The sequence below is a fragment of the Variovorax sp. genome, from assembly GCF_965279555.1.
Classification (GTDB): domain Bacteria; phylum Pseudomonadota; class Gammaproteobacteria; order Burkholderiales; family Burkholderiaceae_C; genus Variovorax.
The window spans coordinates 1,838,877-1,852,897 of the sequence record NZ_OZ257247.1 but is presented as its reverse complement, the minus strand read 5'-3'; the positions used below and the strand labels follow the sequence as shown (position 1 = coordinate 1,852,897).

20 protein-coding genes are annotated in these 14,021 nt (G+C 64.3%); 12 read left to right on the top strand and 8 right to left on the bottom strand.

Features of this window, described 5'->3' with window-relative positions; all coding sequences use genetic code 11:
- Window positions 1-338: 338 nt before the first annotated feature.
- From ACQY8B_RS08940 to ACQY8B_RS08905, 8 genes are all read right to left on the bottom strand, one after another.
- Window positions 339-842: a hypothetical protein gene (locus ACQY8B_RS08940; protein WP_422085113.1), complete on the bottom strand. Its 504-nt coding sequence runs from the start codon at window positions 840-842 to the stop codon at window positions 339-341.
- Between the two features lie 25 nt (window positions 843-867).
- Window positions 868-2,613 (bottom strand): IS66 family transposase, encoded by a 1,746-nt coding sequence (tnpC, locus tag ACQY8B_RS08935; RefSeq protein ID WP_422085112.1) that lies wholly within the window; start codon window positions 2,611-2,613, stop codon window positions 868-870.
- A gap of 47 nt (window positions 2,614-2,660) precedes the next feature.
- A complete protein-coding gene (tnpB, locus tag ACQY8B_RS08930; protein ID WP_422085111.1) occupies window positions 2,661-3,002 on the bottom strand; it encodes an IS66 family insertion sequence element accessory protein TnpB in 342 nt (113 codons plus the stop codon).
- Window positions 2,999-3,325: a transposase gene (locus tag ACQY8B_RS08925; RefSeq protein ID WP_422085110.1), complete on the bottom strand. Its 327-nt coding sequence runs from the start codon at window positions 3,323-3,325 to the stop codon at window positions 2,999-3,001. The genes tnpB and ACQY8B_RS08925 overlap by 4 nt, the downstream gene beginning before the upstream one ends.
- Window positions 3,326-3,878: 553 nt before the next feature.
- Window positions 3,879-4,742, bottom strand: a complete 864-nt coding sequence (locus tag ACQY8B_RS08920; RefSeq protein ID WP_422086373.1) for an NYN domain-containing protein — start codon at window positions 4,740-4,742, stop codon at window positions 3,879-3,881.
- Window positions 4,743-4,870: 128 nt separating this feature from the next.
- Window positions 4,871-5,728, bottom strand: coding sequence for a hypothetical protein (locus tag ACQY8B_RS08915; RefSeq protein ID WP_422086372.1), 858 nt, complete (start codon window positions 5,726-5,728; stop codon window positions 4,871-4,873).
- The gene (locus tag ACQY8B_RS08910) at window positions 5,725-7,017 is read right to left on the bottom strand and encodes an AAA family ATPase (RefSeq protein ID WP_422086371.1); all 1,293 of its coding nucleotides are present in this window, start codon (window positions 7,015-7,017) and stop codon (window positions 5,725-5,727) included. The genes ACQY8B_RS08915 and ACQY8B_RS08910 overlap by 4 nt, the downstream gene beginning before the upstream one ends.
- Before the next feature lie 147 nt (window positions 7,018-7,164).
- Window positions 7,165-7,593 (bottom strand): helix-turn-helix domain-containing protein, encoded by a 429-nt coding sequence (locus ACQY8B_RS08905; RefSeq protein ID WP_422086370.1) that lies wholly within the window; start codon window positions 7,591-7,593, stop codon window positions 7,165-7,167.
- 86 nt (window positions 7,594-7,679) lie between these two features.
- Here ACQY8B_RS08905 and ACQY8B_RS08900 point away from each other — a divergent pair, with 86 nt between their 5' ends.
- The 12 genes from ACQY8B_RS08900 to ACQY8B_RS08845 all read left to right on the top strand — a co-directional run bounded on the left by ACQY8B_RS08900 (window position 7,680) and on the right by ACQY8B_RS08845 (window position 14,020).
- Window positions 7,680-8,084: a hypothetical protein gene (locus ACQY8B_RS08900; protein ID WP_422086369.1), complete on the top strand. Its 405-nt coding sequence runs from the start codon at window positions 7,680-7,682 to the stop codon at window positions 8,082-8,084.
- Between the two features lie 136 nt (window positions 8,085-8,220).
- Window positions 8,221-8,436, top strand: coding sequence for a hypothetical protein (locus ACQY8B_RS08895; protein WP_422086368.1), 216 nt, complete (start codon window positions 8,221-8,223; stop codon window positions 8,434-8,436).
- A 48-nt stretch (window positions 8,437-8,484) separates the two neighbouring features.
- Window positions 8,485-8,625, top strand: a complete 141-nt coding sequence (locus tag ACQY8B_RS08890) for a hypothetical protein (protein ID WP_422086367.1) — start codon at window positions 8,485-8,487, stop codon at window positions 8,623-8,625.
- 124 nt (window positions 8,626-8,749) lie between these two features.
- Window positions 8,750-8,959, top strand: a complete 210-nt coding sequence (locus ACQY8B_RS08885; protein ID WP_422086366.1) for a hypothetical protein — start codon at window positions 8,750-8,752, stop codon at window positions 8,957-8,959.
- Window positions 8,956-9,351 (top strand): ogr/Delta-like zinc finger family protein, encoded by a 396-nt coding sequence (locus ACQY8B_RS08880; protein ID WP_422086365.1) that lies wholly within the window; start codon window positions 8,956-8,958, stop codon window positions 9,349-9,351. Before ACQY8B_RS08885 ends, ACQY8B_RS08880 begins: the two co-directional genes overlap by 4 nt.
- Before the next feature lie 109 nt (window positions 9,352-9,460).
- Entirely contained in the window at window positions 9,461-10,075 is a 615-nt protein-coding gene (locus tag ACQY8B_RS08875) for a hypothetical protein (protein WP_422086364.1), read from the top strand.
- Window positions 10,076-10,079: 4 nt separating this feature from the next.
- Window positions 10,080-10,442 (top strand): hypothetical protein, encoded by a 363-nt coding sequence (locus ACQY8B_RS08870; protein WP_422086363.1) that lies wholly within the window; start codon window positions 10,080-10,082, stop codon window positions 10,440-10,442.
- An 8-nt stretch (window positions 10,443-10,450) separates the two neighbouring features.
- Window positions 10,451-12,598: a replication endonuclease gene (locus tag ACQY8B_RS08865; protein ID WP_422086362.1), complete on the top strand. Its 2,148-nt coding sequence runs from the start codon at window positions 10,451-10,453 to the stop codon at window positions 12,596-12,598.
- A gap of 27 nt (window positions 12,599-12,625) precedes the next feature.
- Window positions 12,626-12,904 (top strand): hypothetical protein, encoded by a 279-nt coding sequence (locus tag ACQY8B_RS08860; RefSeq protein WP_422086361.1) that lies wholly within the window; start codon window positions 12,626-12,628, stop codon window positions 12,902-12,904.
- Window positions 12,901-13,068, top strand: a complete 168-nt coding sequence (locus tag ACQY8B_RS08855) for a hypothetical protein (RefSeq protein ID WP_422086360.1) — start codon at window positions 12,901-12,903, stop codon at window positions 13,066-13,068. The genes ACQY8B_RS08860 and ACQY8B_RS08855 overlap by 4 nt, the downstream gene beginning before the upstream one ends.
- Window positions 13,068-13,298 (top strand): hypothetical protein, encoded by a 231-nt coding sequence (locus ACQY8B_RS08850; protein ID WP_422086359.1) that lies wholly within the window; start codon window positions 13,068-13,070, stop codon window positions 13,296-13,298. Before ACQY8B_RS08855 ends, ACQY8B_RS08850 begins: the two co-directional genes overlap by 1 nt.
- 38 nt (window positions 13,299-13,336) lie before the next feature.
- Window positions 13,337-14,020: a DUF4406 domain-containing protein gene (locus ACQY8B_RS08845; protein ID WP_422086358.1), complete on the top strand. Its 684-nt coding sequence runs from the start codon at window positions 13,337-13,339 to the stop codon at window positions 14,018-14,020.
- Window position 14,021: the final 1 nt, after the last annotated feature.

The following is a 14,021-nucleotide window of genomic DNA, read 5'->3' as shown; positions in this document are numbered from 1 at the left end:
TGCGCCTGCGCCCCCTCCGCCCGCGCCGGGCCACACTGCGTCTCGGCCCGCAAGCGAAATGTCGCCGCCCCTGCCCCCGTCACCCCCACGAGACCAAGCGGATCCAAGCACACCGCCACCGCCACCGCCGGCGCCAGGGCCTGCTCCGCCGAGCCCGCCGAGCTGGTTAGTCGGTGCGTCTCCGCCGAAGTCCAAAAACTGTGCGCGAACCGTGCGCATTGGTGGGTGATCGAGAATGGCGGTGAGCCGTTCCAGATGGAATATCTCAACCCGCATCGGGGCCGCCATTCCGTGAGCGTCCAGCCGTGCCATCTTGACGCCGCACAGCTGAGTTGCGGCTATAGCCCTGCCGGCTTTGCGTTGACGGCGGCGATGCACTCGACGAGGTTGAGTACGGCCAGCAGCAAGGACTTCTCGGCGTGCGTGCGAACCTTCAGCAGGTCGTGCTCGCCGAGGTAGCCGTAGACGTAAGCGAGCAGGTGGCGCTCGGGGTGTTCGGTGTGGAACTGCGTGACCAGCTTGGCAGCGAGTTCGGCAGGCAACCCGTCGTTGAACCGCATCCGCGCGGTCATGCGCTCCATGCAGGCCTCTTGCAGGTCCATGGTCACCACGTCCCAGCGGTGCCGGCTTCGCTTCATCGCCAGGAACGCAACGAATAGGACTTGCAGCCCGATCTCGACCTCCGGCATGTTGACGCCCATGCGCGCCAGCACGAGGATCGACCCGAGCAAGTTGGGTTGCGCAGCGAAGACTTCGTCGCCCAGGCGCACCTTGCCGTCGTGGCCGAGTGCATCGACCTCCATGGTCGCCCGCGCCACCATTTCCATCGTCAGTCTGCCCACGTTCGGTCGCCCCACGTCTTGCTGTTCAGCAGACCGCAGACGGCTGCCACCGATGCGGCAGCAGTTCCTCAATGCGGCTGTTGAGTTGCGTCGGCAGGCGCGCCAACACGTCGCGCAGGTAGGCCCACGGATCGTGGCCGTTGAGCCTGGCCGACTGCACCAGGCTCATCACCATGGCCGTGCGCTGACCGGCGAGTTCGCTGCCGGCGAACAGCCATGCCCGACGCCCCATTGCCCACGGTTTGATTTGCCGTTCGAGGTGGTTGTTGTCGATCGCGACCGCGCCGTCGTCTAGGTAGCGCGTCAGTGTGCTCCAGTGGCCGAGTGTGTAGTCGATGGCGCCCGCTGCCGCGCCGCCGTCCGCAACCAGCCGGCGTTCGAGTTCGAGCCATTGCTTCAGGTTGTCCCACAGCGGCTTGGCAAGTCGCTGTCGCTGCGCCTGTCGCTCGTCATCGTTCATGTCCTTGAGCTCGGCCTCGACCGCATAAATCCGCGCATAGCGCCGGATCGCCTCGTCGCCGATCGGGCTCGTGCCGTCGCGCGCCAGTTCATCGAACTTGCGACGTGCGTGCGCGACGCAGGCCGCGCTGATGCGGTCGGGATGGATGCGGGGATCGAGCACGCTGTCGTAGCCGCCGTAGCGGTCCGTGAGCAGCGTTCCAGACCATCTGCCTCGACCTTGTTGTGCATTGCCCGCGAGGAAGGTCTTCGGGTACTGTGCGCCGCGGCCCAGGCAGAACTCGTAGATCACGCCCGGCACGGCGTCGTGCCAGCTGCGCGCGTAGGCCCAGACGTAGGCTCGGCGCGTCTTGCCGGCACCGGGGTCGAGCAGCTTGACGGGCGTCTCGTCGGCGTGCAGCACGCGGCAGGCGAGGATAAAGGCCTTGTGCACCTCGTAGAGCGGCTCCAGCGCAGCGCCGGCCTGGCCAGCCCAGGCAGCCAGTGTGGAACGCGGCGTATGGACGCCGCTGCGTGCGTTGATCGCCTCCTGGCGGTAGTACGGAAGATGGTCGACGCAGCGGCTGATGAGCGTGTGCGCGATGAGGCCGCTCGCGGCCATGCCGCCTTCGATCAGCTCCGGGATGGAGGACGCCTGCCTGAGGACCTGGCAGCAGCGGCAGGCCCATTTGCCGTAGATGTGGCGGTGGACGAAGAACTCGGCCGGCACGATGTCCAGGCGCTCGCTCATGTCCTCGCCGATGCGCGTCATCGGGCGGCCGCAGCCGGGCTCTTGGCAGTCAGTGCTGTCGGGCTCGTGGCGGTGCTCGACGCGGCGCAGATGCTCGGGCAGAGCCTGACGGCGCGGCTGACGAGGTGCTTCCTTCGGCTTGGCCTTGCCGGCGTCATCGGCCGCTGCTTGCAGACGCAGTTGCTCTAGCTGCGCGCGCAGGCTCGCCTCGTCCTCGGCAATCGTCTCTTCGAACAGGCGTCGCTGGTCGGCATCCATTGCCTCTGAACTGGCGCCGAACTTCCAGCGCTTGAGGCGTGCCAGCTCGAAGGTGATCTTCTCAATCTTGGCGTCGCGCCAGGCGATGTCACGGTCCTTGCGCTGCAGTAGGTCGCGCGCCTGAAGCAACTCGCGGTCACGATCGACGAGAGCCTGGTCGCGCAGTGCGAGTTGCCGTTCGGCATGTTGCCAACGGGCGATCCAGGCCGCCGCTTCCGGCGGTAGCGCCTGCAGGTTGAGCGGAGGAAGATCGTGCGCGCCGAGCATGCCGGTATGGTGCCAGGACCAGGGCATCAACCGCATCCGAGCAAGCACGTATTGCATCGATGCAGCGCGCTCGGCGCCCGCGTCGATGCCGTTACTGCAGTGCTTCAGGCCCGCGTGATGGTGCTCAATTCAGTCAGCCGCTCCCACGGCAAGCCGAGGACCAACGCATCGAATTGCGCGCGGGTCAGTGAGAGCGAGAGAGGCGATGTCGAGGTTGTTGCCATCCATGTGAAGCTGCCTGCGTTGAGCCGACGCGCCGCGCACCAGACGCCGAAGCCGTCGTGCACCAGCAGCTTGACGCGCGTGCCGCGGGCGTTGGCGAAGAGGTAGCCGTGATGCGCCTGCGCTGCACCGAAGACCTGCACCACTCGGGCGAGCAGCCGGTCGGCGCCGGCACGCATGTCCACCGGCTCGGCCGCGAGCCACATCGCGTCGATGCGGATCATCGGAGCATCTCGCGCATCCACGTCGCGCACTCGCCCGCCGCGCTGGCCGGCCAGGTCACGGTGATCGTCATCGCGTTGCGGCGCAGTTCGATGTGGATGTCTTGCGGGGGTGCAGGCGTCGGTGCAGGCACAGGCGTGGGTGTCGGGACTTCCATCGGTACGAACGAAGGCGTCAGCTGCGGCGCATCCGTCGTCACCGCGGCCGACGCAATGCCAGCACGGGCGACCGGCTTCATCTCGGCATCGTTCACCCAGCGCCGTAGCAAGTTGGCGTTGATGCCGTGGGTCATCGCCACCGCGGCGATCGAGACGCCAGGTTGCATACACGCCGTCACGGCCGATGCCTTGAACTCGTCGCCATGCCGCCGCCGACGGCGGCGTCCGTCCATTTGATTGCCAGAGATAGTGTTCACGTATCCACCTAAGTTAAGTGGATACGAGGCTCCTACGCGAACGAGGGGAACTCAAGATGGGCGTACTGGACGCTCACGCCATTCCGACGAGATTGGTCCTAGTGCGGTGAGTAATTTCCTGATTGGTGACGAACGCGATGCCACCAACGCCGGCAACCCTTGCCTTTTCGGCGTCCGAAGCAAACTTTTTCCGAGTAATACGGGTTGCATGCTGCCCACGAGGGAAATAGACAGCCATTGCCCAACGCTCACCATCTCGCAGGCAAAGACCGTCTATACCTCCATCAGGCCCGCCAAGTGGATGGCTAGGATCAATGCTCGTGAAACCCTCACTCAAAAGTATTTGAGCCGCTAAACGTTCCGATCTAGCCTGACCGTTGGTCCATTCGCGAAGTCGATGCCACGTCTCGTCCCATCGAGTACTCATAGCTCGCCAAATCCTACGTTGTTATTGGGAATCGGGTCAGACCTTGCTGGCAAGTGAGGCTATCGTTCTGGGCGGAGGTGGAGGGCACCAGTCAAGAGGCCCTGCCGTGCGCTCGAAGTACCGCCTAGCCTTCGCAAGATCCGGGTGCCTCACTGTGAAGTACTGGCCACGGACATCGTCGACTTGCTTGATTGTGTGCAAGCCGGTTTGATCTTTCCAAAGCCGCGCGATCAACAAGCCTCCGCGAAATCCTTCCTCCTGCAGTTGGGCGCCTCTCGGACTGGACTCGTACACGTACTCGCGGGTAGGCAGGCCATTGCTGCGAACAAAATTGTCCGTCGCGACGCTCATAAGAAAGTCGATGTCCATCGGCCGCGCAACGTCTGCAAAGTTTCGCAGGTCCACGGATGCGTGTCCTTCCGGGTACAGGAGCTCGACGTACATTCCCTCGCGGACCACCGCCTCGATTAGCGGTGCAAAATCTTGGTCTCCGGAGATAAACGTGAGGCGGTGCATGTTCCGTCGATGCGTGTGAGTGAGCATGTCGACGGCGATGAGGATATCTACCTCCTTTTGCTCCTGCCGCTCTTTCTTGCGATGCCGCGCTATGCCCTCGCTGACATGCCAACCTCGTAGTTCTCTTAGCTCATTGAAGAAGGCGAGCTTCTGAGCACGTCTCTCGGCATTCTCCTCATTGCTTTCGGCAGAACGTTTGGCCGGCAGGCAGTCGTAGTAAAAAACCTTCAGATGAGGGCCTTGAAGCTTGACGTAGTCCAGTTCGATTGTTTTTCCGAACCAGTCATTGCCAACATCTTCAGCCGTCCTGCGGAGCTGCTCCCCATCGATGAACAGGTATCGCACCTCTTGCGGCCCGGTGTAACCGCCGCCAACTGTCTGCATCAAGTGCTCCTTAAAGTTGCTTCGCAAAAAATTGGTGCGCTACATGTTGACCAAGACGCTCGCTACCTTCCGACGAAGACAGCTCCGACTCCATCCCTGAGCTACTTAGGCCGAAGCGATCTCCGACGTCAAATCTGTCGCTTCCGCTTCATCTGCAAGAGAGTCGGATAATCGATTTGAAGGGTGTTTTTTACGAAGACGCGAGCCATGGCGGCATACGGCTCTTTGCACCGACATTCATCCAACAGCGCGCTCAAGGCATTGTTTTGCGCTTGAATGTTGTTCGTGGCCAGCGCTTTGACATATTGCTTCAGCCGCTTGTTCAGCTTGGCTCCTTTGATCGCTCGGTCTACGTCCAGTGAGCGACGATCCAGCCCGCACACTTGTATCGTTGCCTTGCCCTCATCGGTCAGCCCTCGAATCTGACCAGTTAGCGCATTAAAGTCAAAGTGCCGCGCCGGATCTACATCGAAGGGGTTAACGAGAAGTGCTCGTTCCCGGGCAAGGTTGCCACCAGCTCGAGCCCGTCGTCCACGGACTGGAAACTGATTCCTCTTCCAGGTGGAATTGCACCGGTTACAGCTGTACAAGTAGTTTGACCACTCGTACGCAAGCCACCAGTAGCCGGAACTCTTGGCGCTCACTGCCTTCCTGCCAGGAGCCTGCCCTCCAATGTCGTTGGAACTTGAGGCTGGCCCAAGCGCTTCGCAATAAGCCTTGGGCCGGAAATGCTCTACGTCGCCGGGATAACCACTCGAGGTGCGCGTTTCGCAGAACGCGCACTTTCCACTGTACTGCGCGATCAAAAAATGATGCTTGTGCACGCCCCAATGATTGGGAAAATCCAGCTCTTCGAAAATCGCGGTGGAAGAAGCCGCCGCTTTCTTAGCCAGTGCGTTGCGAGCGGCCTCGCTGGCAGCTGCCAAAGTAGTCTGCGCCGCGACTGCGGCTGCGCCCGCCGGCCGCCGCCCAATCAGGGGAATCATTTGGGAGACTTTAGCGCTCGTTGGCGTTGCCGCGCAGCATTAGCGAGAAGCTGAGCTTCCAGTTCTTGAGTGATCTCCAGATCCTCGTTCTGATCATCTGGCAAGTCATCGGGAAGATCGGCGGGAAGAAAAGACCGCACTCGTTGATGCAACTGCGGCTCCAGTTGTGCGAGGGTCGTCTTATCACCCTCTCTAAACGCTCTACGGTAACGATTGAGCAATCGCTCGCTGTGAGTGTCCAACGTGGACTCCAAACCAAACCACTCGCCCATGAGGATCTCGTTGGCACTTCGACCGTCCGGCGGCTGAAGGGCATGAGGAACGAGTTCTGCAACCGCGTTATGTAGGCGCGTCGCAAACAGCTCGCCGGGCTCGGTGTTGACGATTGCCAAGGGAGAATGTGTGGTCGCAACAAACTGGATATTCGGCAGTAGACGCCGCAGCTTTGGCACGAGTCCTTTTTGCCATTTCGGATGCAGGTGCTCGTCCATCTCGTCTAGCAGAACAATGCCGGATAACTCCGAATTCCAACGACCCGATTTCACACAGTTGCCCATAAGATCTAGGAGCCAACTTCCAGTGCCTCGGTAGCCGTCGCCTAGAGCATGGAATGGCATCCCACCCCAAGGGCCGTGAATGACGACGTGCTGCGCAGTCACCTCAAGCCGGTGATTGGGATTCAGGCTCCATAGATTCCACAAATAGCCCTTCATTTGTTTCAGCGGATCCTGGGCTGCACTCTTTCTCCGCTGAGCGGACATGAGAGCGAAGTCGCGCAGAATCGATTCAGGATCCAGCAAGCCGGCTCTGTCATTGAACAGAGTCAGCAAAGCGTTGCGAAGCTCGAACTCGCTATGGACTCGACCGCCCATCCCCCTGTTGGAGCCGTAGCCGCAAACAAAAACCTTGGTCCATTTAAAGTCCGGTTCGCTGACCTCTTTGTTGACCGTAACTCCGCCGTGCGGGTCTTTCGTCAACACAGTGGTGATAACTGTCAGACCTTTCGTCTCCGAATCCTTAAGCGTGAGCTCGATACGGCCTTGTGGCGCACGCAATCCCCTCTTATTGATCCGGATGAAATCCCCCGGAAGTTGACCTAGTAGCTCGCTGGTGGTGCGCTCGTCGCCAAGGCCCAAAGCAATAGCGCGAAGGATGGTTGTCTTTCCATGGCCGTTGTCGCCAATGAAGATGGTCCACTGCCGGTGCTTTCTTGGGCCATCGAATGAGAGCTCAAAATCTTTGAAGCCCCGGATGTTCTGAAATTTCAGCTTGGATAGGTAAAGGGCCACGAATTCTCCGTGCGTCCGGTGGGGCGGGATTCCCCACGCAATCGAGTGAAACAGAGTTTATCCATTCCCCACTACTCCGCCGCTTCGGTCGCGGCGTCCCACCCCACAAACATCCAACGGGCCAGGGTCCAGAGGACCAGACCCAGCCTACCCGTTGGCCCTCTTCGGCTGCGCCAGTGCTTCTAGAACCGTGCGCGCAGCGGCTCGACCTTGTTCGTCTGCCGCCTTGTAGTTGTCGAGCAGCGCCTCCTGATCTGCGGTCAGGTAGCGAGCTGCCCTCTCCGCGGCGATTGGCGGGCCACCGTCGTGCATACCCGTCTTCTTGTATTTGACGGTCGTTGCCCCGTTGTTCGCCAGGCGCGCGTCAACCGCGCCCGAGCGGACGCCTGTCAGCAGATAGCCGACATCGACCCCGTGCAAAGCGATGGCCTCCAGATACTCCGAATCAGGCTTCCGGCTGCCTCTTTCGTAGTTGCTCTGCGTCTCAGTGGACACCCCGGCAAACGCCGAAAAATCCGTCTGGTTCAGGCCTAGCCGCTTGCGCTCCTCGCGCAACCGCTCAAAGAATTTCGACATTTGCTTAAAAAACGCATTGACTTTCGAACGTTTGTCGAAAAAAATGCAAGCCGCACACAAAAAATCCGTACGCGAATAGTAGACGCATGACCACCCAATCAACCAATGCCGCAGGCCTGCCCAACGCCATCGCGTTCGAGATCAACCTCGCCGGCTGTAGCGTTCCGCAAGACTTTCACCAATTCGCGCAAAGCTGCGCCGCCCTGGGCAACGAACTGCGGATCGCGTCCAAGAAGCTCTTCCCTGGCTCCCAGCTCACGTTCGCGCCGCACGGCAGATTGGGTCAGCCCGACTGGACGGCATCGGCTTGGCTCACTCAACTGTTTCTAGCTGAAGTCGAGCGGCACCTGTCCGATACAGGTGCGGTTAGAAAAAATCAATGCTCGACTTCGCTTGCGGCAGCTTCGCCTGGCGGTCTTCTATCAGCTTCGCCGCCTCCAGAAGCTCCTCATAAGCCTCAGACACCTCTGAACGCAGAGCAGGACTCGTGATTGTTCTGCCACTTGCCGCGCTGGTCGCGCGCGCCTGGATTCGTCCCGCCACGATGGTTGCCGCTGCCTGAAAAAGAACTTGGTCTATCGCCATTGCATTCACTCCCTTTGGTAATTTCGTACGCATGTTACAGCCATGAAAAAAGCAGATCGCACCAGCACCAGAACCTCGCGCGCCAAGATTGAAAACTTCGGCGTCATCGCGTTGCGTCTTCCCGCCGCCGAGTTGGAAAGAACGCAGAAGCACGCTGACCGCGAAGCCCGCGCAAAGGGCAACTTCGCCCGCCGCATCTACCTGATGGGCCTCGCGCAGTACGAGGCCGAATTGGGCCATAGCACCGCTCGCGCCTGAGCCTTCCTCGCCCTCTGCCTCCCTCCTTTGCCCGAAGGACTTTCGACGATGTACCCCGATCCCAAGCGCGTGCGCGACAACCGCCAGACCGTCCGGTTTGACGACTACGAAGAGGAACTGCTTCGGCTCCTTTCCAAGGTCACCGGAGCGCAGCCTTCGACCCTCATCCGCGAACTGGCGATGCGCTAGGCCGAAGAGATGCTGGTCGAGGCCTTCCTCGGTCAAGACGCCAAGCCCGACACGAGTCTGCCCCGGGCTGCGGGCTGAACGAAGCCGCACCAACGCGGCTTGAAGCCAGCCCAACACACGCCGAATGTCTGCCGAAAAGATGACGCCTCACCAGATCGACCTCAGCGACGCCGAACACGATGTGTTCGACCGGGTGCGCCGCATGCATGGTCTGGCCAGCGTTGCCGAGGCCATGGAGTGGCTGGTGCGCATTCGCCTGCGCAAGGGCATCGAGCAAATCACCGGCCGCCGTCGCGGCCCCCGCCTGGTTTCTTCGGGAGGAAAGCCGCAATGAACGCGCGCCAGCAAGACCAGGCGGCCGACGCCAACAACCGCTACATGCGCATCACCATCGACTGCCCGCACTGCGGCAGTCGGTGCGTGGCATGCGACAGCCGCGCGATGAGCAAGACCATGCGCGAGATCACGTACCGCTGCCGCAACTGGCGCTGCGGCTTCACGGGAGTGGCAACGCTGGAGTTCCAACGCGTGCTGGTGCTCAGCAGCATTCCGGCGGCGGACGTTTCGCTGCCGCTCTCGCGCCACATCAAGCGCGGCCAGCTCGCCCTGCAGCTCGCGGACGAAGGCAACGTAGCCGACGACGAAGCCGCCTACGCGGCCAACCTGCACGCGCCCACCAACGACTGGGGCACGGGCGGCGCCATGAGCGGCGCCCCGCCCGACTGATCTAGTCGCGCGCCCACGCGGCGCACCCCCACTGCCCAACCCCTGCCACGCGCCTTTTTCAAGGCGTGCGGCCCTTCTCACGCCTTTTTTCTGCACAGGAGCCGTAGTCATGTCCCTCACCGCCCGCCGCTTCGCCGACAAGCCCGCCCAGCGCATCGAAGTTCCGAAGGTCGCGAAGCTCTCTCGCGAAGACGCTGCACGCCTGCCGCTGCTGGACCGTGTGCTGCTCCAAGAACACCAGCGGCACGCTGCCCGGCTGGCCGAGGTGCGCTGCGTGGCAGACAAGCTGGCCGCGCTCGAAAGCGTCGTCGTCGCCGCGCAGGCCGCAGGCGCATACATCGACATCGAAGGCGTGCGAGAGAGCTACCTGAGCTACCGCCTCCCAGGCGGTCGCCGCGTGTGCGGGGTGGTGCTGAGGCCGTGCGACACCCTGTCGAGCTGGCGCGATGCCAAGGCGCAGAACGCGGTGGCAAACGCACTGCTGGCCGAAGGCTGGCGCGTGCAGGCTGCGGAAGCGCACGGCTCGGAGGTGTCTCGCGACCGCCTGGTCTTCACGCGCGGCATGCGGACTGTGGAAACCACCTGCCTGCGCCAGTGGGTCGTCGACGCCATCGAGGCCGGCCACATCACGGCCGCGACGGCAGGCCGCCACCCGGCTACCGACACGGGCACCCCGCTGAACGACGGCCGCGCCGAGGCCGCCCGCGCCGCGTGCGAACCCTGACGGCATGCCCAGCGCAGACGCACCTGAACACCCCGACTTTCACGGCCCGCCCAAGCCAACCCACCACATTTCCGATGGCAAACCCAACCCTTTCTATGCAGCGCACGCGCAGCGCATCGCCCAGCTACGCGAGGTGTGCGTCGTCGGTTTCTTCGGCCAGCGCAGCGAGCTGCTCGAAGAAGCGGAATGGAAAAGCCTGCCGTTCATGCTGCGCTTCTTCGTGCTCACCGACGCCGGGCTCTCCGACCCCGACGGCGCCATGCAGCGCAACTGGCGTGAGTACCCGCAGGCAGAGCGCCATGCCATCCGCGCCACGCTGCGTGCGTGGGCTCGCGAGCTTGGCTCGCTCGGCAGTCTGACGCTGTAGGCACCGCCATGCGTTTCGTCGCCGCCCGCCCTGCCAGGCCAGACCCGATTTTCTGGATGCGCCGCCGCTCCAACCTGCCGGCCGCGCAGCACGTGGCGCAGGTTGCCCGGCTCATGGACGCAAACCTGCGCTCGAAGCTGCCCGCGCAGTGGGTGCCGGCGCTCGACATCATCATGCCGCTCAAGCCTTCGGTGGCGGCCATCGGCGCGGACTGGATCAGCTGGAACCTGACCCGCGTCGACGCGATGCGCGCCTTCGAGCACGCGCACAAAGACATCCTGCATTGGGCGGTGGGCGACGCCGAGGTGCGCGAGCGCGCCCGCCGCTGCGCCCGCACGGTCGACGACTTGCTCAACGGCCACCCGCTGCCCATGAGCCTGCAGGAAAAGCTCGACACGGTGCTCGACTACTGCGAGCGCCTGGGCGTCGACCGGCCGGCCGCCAAGACCCCGGAGGGGCTGATCGGCCGCGCCGTGAGCGAGCAGTGGTGGCGCAGGGCCTTGCGCCGCAAGGTGGGGCGCGTGGTGGAGCACGCAGCCATCAAGCTGGCGGTGGTGCACAAACGCAATGGCGGCTATGCCAGCGACGAGACGTGCCGCCGCCGCGCCGAACAGAAAAAGCGCAATGCCGATTTGCTGGCGCACGTGAAGATGCGCAACGAGGCCGGCCAGGTCTACAGCCTTGCCGAGCTGGCTGCGCTGACCACCAGCAACCGCGACATCCGCCGCGGCGAGCTGATGACGCGCCTGCGCGGCTGCGAAGAGTTTGCCGACGCCAACGGGCACCACGGCCTGTTTCTCACGCTCACCTGCCCGAGCCGGTTCCACGCGGTGCTGTCCGGCGGAAAGTCGCGTTGGGCCAAGCCGACGCGCAACGCGAAGTACGAAGGCGCCACGCCGCGCGAGGCGCAGCAGTGGCTATGCAGCATGTGGGCCAAGGCCCGCGCCAAGATGGCGCGCCGGGGCGTGGTGGCCTACGGCTTTCGCGTGGCCGAGCCGCATCACGATGGGTGCACGCACTGGCACGCGCTGCTGTGGTTCCACACGCCAGAGCAGGCGCAAGAGGCCCAAGACATCATCCGCGGCTACTGGCTCAGCGATGCGGGCGACGAGCCCGGCGCGGCGCGCAACCGCTGCGACTTCAAGCACATGGAGCGCGGCGGCGCCGCTGGCTACGTCGCGAAGTACGTGTCGAAGAACATCGGCGCGGAAGACGGCGGCGACGCCGGCGTGAGCCAGCACACCGACACCGTCGACGGCGTCGAGCAGATCATGGACACGCGCGAGTTCAAGGGCTGGCAGCGCGTGGACGCGTGGGCCAGCACCTGGGGTATTCGGCAGTTTCAGCCGATCGGGCAACCGAGCGTGACGGTTTGGCGGGAAATGCGCCGTGTCACCAAAGACCAGATCGACAGCGCGCAGTTGCGCCTGGACTTCGGCGACGCCGCGGCCGTGAAGGCATGGTGGGCCTGCCACAAGCAGGGGCTCATTCAGGCATCGTGGGAGCGCTACGTGCGTGCCCAGGGCGGCATGTGCCGCAAGCGGCAAGACTGGATGCTGCGCACCGCCGTGCGCGTTACCGAAGGCGCCACCAACTGCTACGGCGAGACCATCGAGCGCAAGCGGGTGGTGGGCGTGGAAACACGCGCCGGCTACTGGCTCGTGAGCCGCCGGCAGGCGTGGACCTCCTGCGCCGGCGAAGCCGCGCAGGAAAAGGCCGAGCGCGAAGCGCTGGGCCGCCCTTGGACTCGTTTCAATAACTGTACGGCCCGCCTCACGCGGGAGCCGCTGCGGCAGCTCATGCGGGGCGACAAGCCCTGGCCGATGCCCTTCGACACGGCCGAAATCCTGCCGCTGGAGCCCACCAGACCCGCCCGCGCCGGCACCAGGCCACCGACAACCCCGCCGGAAGCGCCGGTCAACGTCATCCACGGGGAACGAACGACCTTCCGCATGCCGGATCCGGGCATCGCCGCGGCCGCCGCACTGATCCGCCAGGCCGAGGCGCGCCCGGCCCTGCCTGCAGCCCCTGCCGCGCCCGCCGAGCCGCCCCGCCGCGCCATCGACGACCCCACGTCGCCCGAGTCCGCCGCCTTGATCGCTCGCGTCAAGGCCTCCCTCCCCCGCCTGCGCGCCCTCGCGGCGGCTGGCCACTGATTCACCACCAACCGGAGCCGCACCACCATGCCACGCACCACCACCACCGCCGCGCTGTTGCAGATCGCGCAGCACAAGCCCTACGCACCGCCCATGGCGCACAAGGTGCACATCACCGCGCCCTACCTGCCCGCCTGCGCTACCGACGTGCGCGCGACCATCGAGCGCGTGCGCGGGCTGGTCGAAGCCCAGGCCGCAGGCCGGCGCAAGCCGCGCCGCACCGCAGCGCGGCCGGTCCAGCAGGCCGACATGTTCCCGTCCACCGTCGTGTGCATCGCGGCCGTGCAACAGCGGAGGGCGGCATGAACGCGCACCGCCTCAACCACCACGACATCCAGGCCGTGAAGAGCTTCGAGGCGCGAGCGAAGCGAAAGGCCAGAGCCAGGCGCCTGGCCGACCGCCTGGTGCTGGCCGCGTGCCTTCTCGGCGCCGTGCTGCTGCTCGGCCTGGTGAAAGGGTCGCCGCAGTGATGGCCGCCCTGTCTCGCGCCGACGCGCCGCCCCCCACGGCTCGCCCCGTCATCACGCTGTTCCGCGCCTGCGAGCTGTGCGCGCACTCCACCACGCAAGGCGGCCGGCTCATGTGCAACAGCCCGGCCGTGTGCCTGAGCGGCCGGCCCGAAGTACTCGACGCCGCGCGCGCGCCGTGCGGCGGCTGCGGGCCGAACGCGCGGCATCTCGACATGCCTGGCTGGCGCTGATGGCGCCGCATCTCAAACCCTTTCGACACGTACCGAACATGACCGACCACCTTGCACCCGACGCCGCCAAAATCGGCCTCGCGCACCACCAGCACCGTTGCACCGCTCACACCCTGACGGCCGCGCAACCCGTCTACATCGCCGGCCCGATGACCGGCTATGCCGAGCTGAACTTTCCGGCCTTCCACAGCGAGGCTGCGGCGCTCCGCGCAGCGGGCCTCGAAGTCATCAATCCGGCCGAAATTAACGTGGACCCCACCATGGGCTGGTGCGCGTGCATGCGCGCCGACATCGCGCAGCTCGTGACCTGCGAGCGCATCCACCTGCTGCCCGGCTGGTCGCGCAGCAAAGGCGCTTCGCTTGAACACCACATTGCCCGCGCGCTGGGCCTGCTGATCACGTTGGCCGACGGCGCCGAGAGCATGCCCGAGCACATCAGCTTCGCGGGCAGTGCCGACGCATTCGTGAGCCAGTTCCTCAACCGCGCAGTGCAGGCGGCCGATGAGTCCCGCACCTGGGCCTCAGCAGCCGCGACACGTGTCGGCCACGAAGCGGCCCTCGCCATGTGCGAAAAGGTCGCGAACTACCACCAGACGCAGCTGCAGGCCGTGCTTGCGGCGCACGGCTATCACACGGCCGTCACGCGAGCCCACGGCTACCAGTATCTCGGCGCGCGCCGCTGCATCGAGGCGATCCGCACGGCGGCGCACGCGGAAGGTTGAG

Bases quoted from the DNA above. Each gene is read 5' to 3' on its own strand.
- ACQY8B_RS08855 (WP_422086360.1), top strand. From the start codon at position 12,901: ATGAACGCGCACCGCCTCAACCACCACGACATCCAGGCCGTGAAGAGC.
- tnpC (WP_422085112.1), bottom strand. From the start codon at position 2,613: ATGCAATACGTGCTTGCTCGGATGCGGTTGATGCCCTGGTCCTGGCAC.
- ACQY8B_RS08925 (WP_422085110.1), bottom strand. From the start codon at position 3,325: ATGCAACCTGGCGTCTCGATCGCCGCGGTGGCGATGACCCACGGCATC.
- ACQY8B_RS08875 (WP_422086364.1), top strand. From the start codon at position 9,461: ATGTCCCTCACCGCCCGCCGCTTCGCCGACAAGCCCGCCCAGCGCATC.
- ACQY8B_RS08915 (WP_422086372.1), bottom strand. From the start codon at position 5,728: ATGATTCCCCTGATTGGGCGGCGGCCGGCGGGCGCAGCCGCAGTCGCG.
- ACQY8B_RS08850 (WP_422086359.1), top strand. From the start codon at position 13,068: ATGGCCGCCCTGTCTCGCGCCGACGCGCCGCCCCCCACGGCTCGCCCC.
- ACQY8B_RS08845 (WP_422086358.1), top strand. From the start codon at position 13,337: ATGACCGACCACCTTGCACCCGACGCCGCCAAAATCGGCCTCGCGCAC.
- ACQY8B_RS08885 (WP_422086366.1), top strand. From the start codon at position 8,750: ATGTCTGCCGAAAAGATGACGCCTCACCAGATCGACCTCAGCGACGCC.
- ACQY8B_RS08865 (WP_422086362.1), top strand. From the start codon at position 10,451: ATGCGTTTCGTCGCCGCCCGCCCTGCCAGGCCAGACCCGATTTTCTGG.
- ACQY8B_RS08900 (WP_422086369.1), top strand. From the start codon at position 7,680: ATGACCACCCAATCAACCAATGCCGCAGGCCTGCCCAACGCCATCGCG.
- tnpB (WP_422085111.1), bottom strand. From the start codon at position 3,002: ATGATCCGCATCGACGCGATGTGGCTCGCGGCCGAGCCGGTGGACATG.
- ACQY8B_RS08860 (WP_422086361.1), top strand. From the start codon at position 12,626: ATGCCACGCACCACCACCACCGCCGCGCTGTTGCAGATCGCGCAGCAC.
- ACQY8B_RS08890 (WP_422086367.1), top strand. From the start codon at position 8,485: ATGTACCCCGATCCCAAGCGCGTGCGCGACAACCGCCAGACCGTCCGG.
- ACQY8B_RS08880 (WP_422086365.1), top strand. From the start codon at position 8,956: ATGAACGCGCGCCAGCAAGACCAGGCGGCCGACGCCAACAACCGCTAC.
- ACQY8B_RS08870 (WP_422086363.1), top strand. From the start codon at position 10,080: ATGCCCAGCGCAGACGCACCTGAACACCCCGACTTTCACGGCCCGCCC.
- ACQY8B_RS08895 (WP_422086368.1), top strand. From the start codon at position 8,221: ATGAAAAAAGCAGATCGCACCAGCACCAGAACCTCGCGCGCCAAGATT.
- ACQY8B_RS08920 (WP_422086373.1), bottom strand. From the start codon at position 4,742: ATGCAGACAGTTGGCGGCGGTTACACCGGGCCGCAAGAGGTGCGATAC.
- ACQY8B_RS08905 (WP_422086370.1), bottom strand. From the start codon at position 7,593: ATGTCGAAATTCTTTGAGCGGTTGCGCGAGGAGCGCAAGCGGCTAGGC.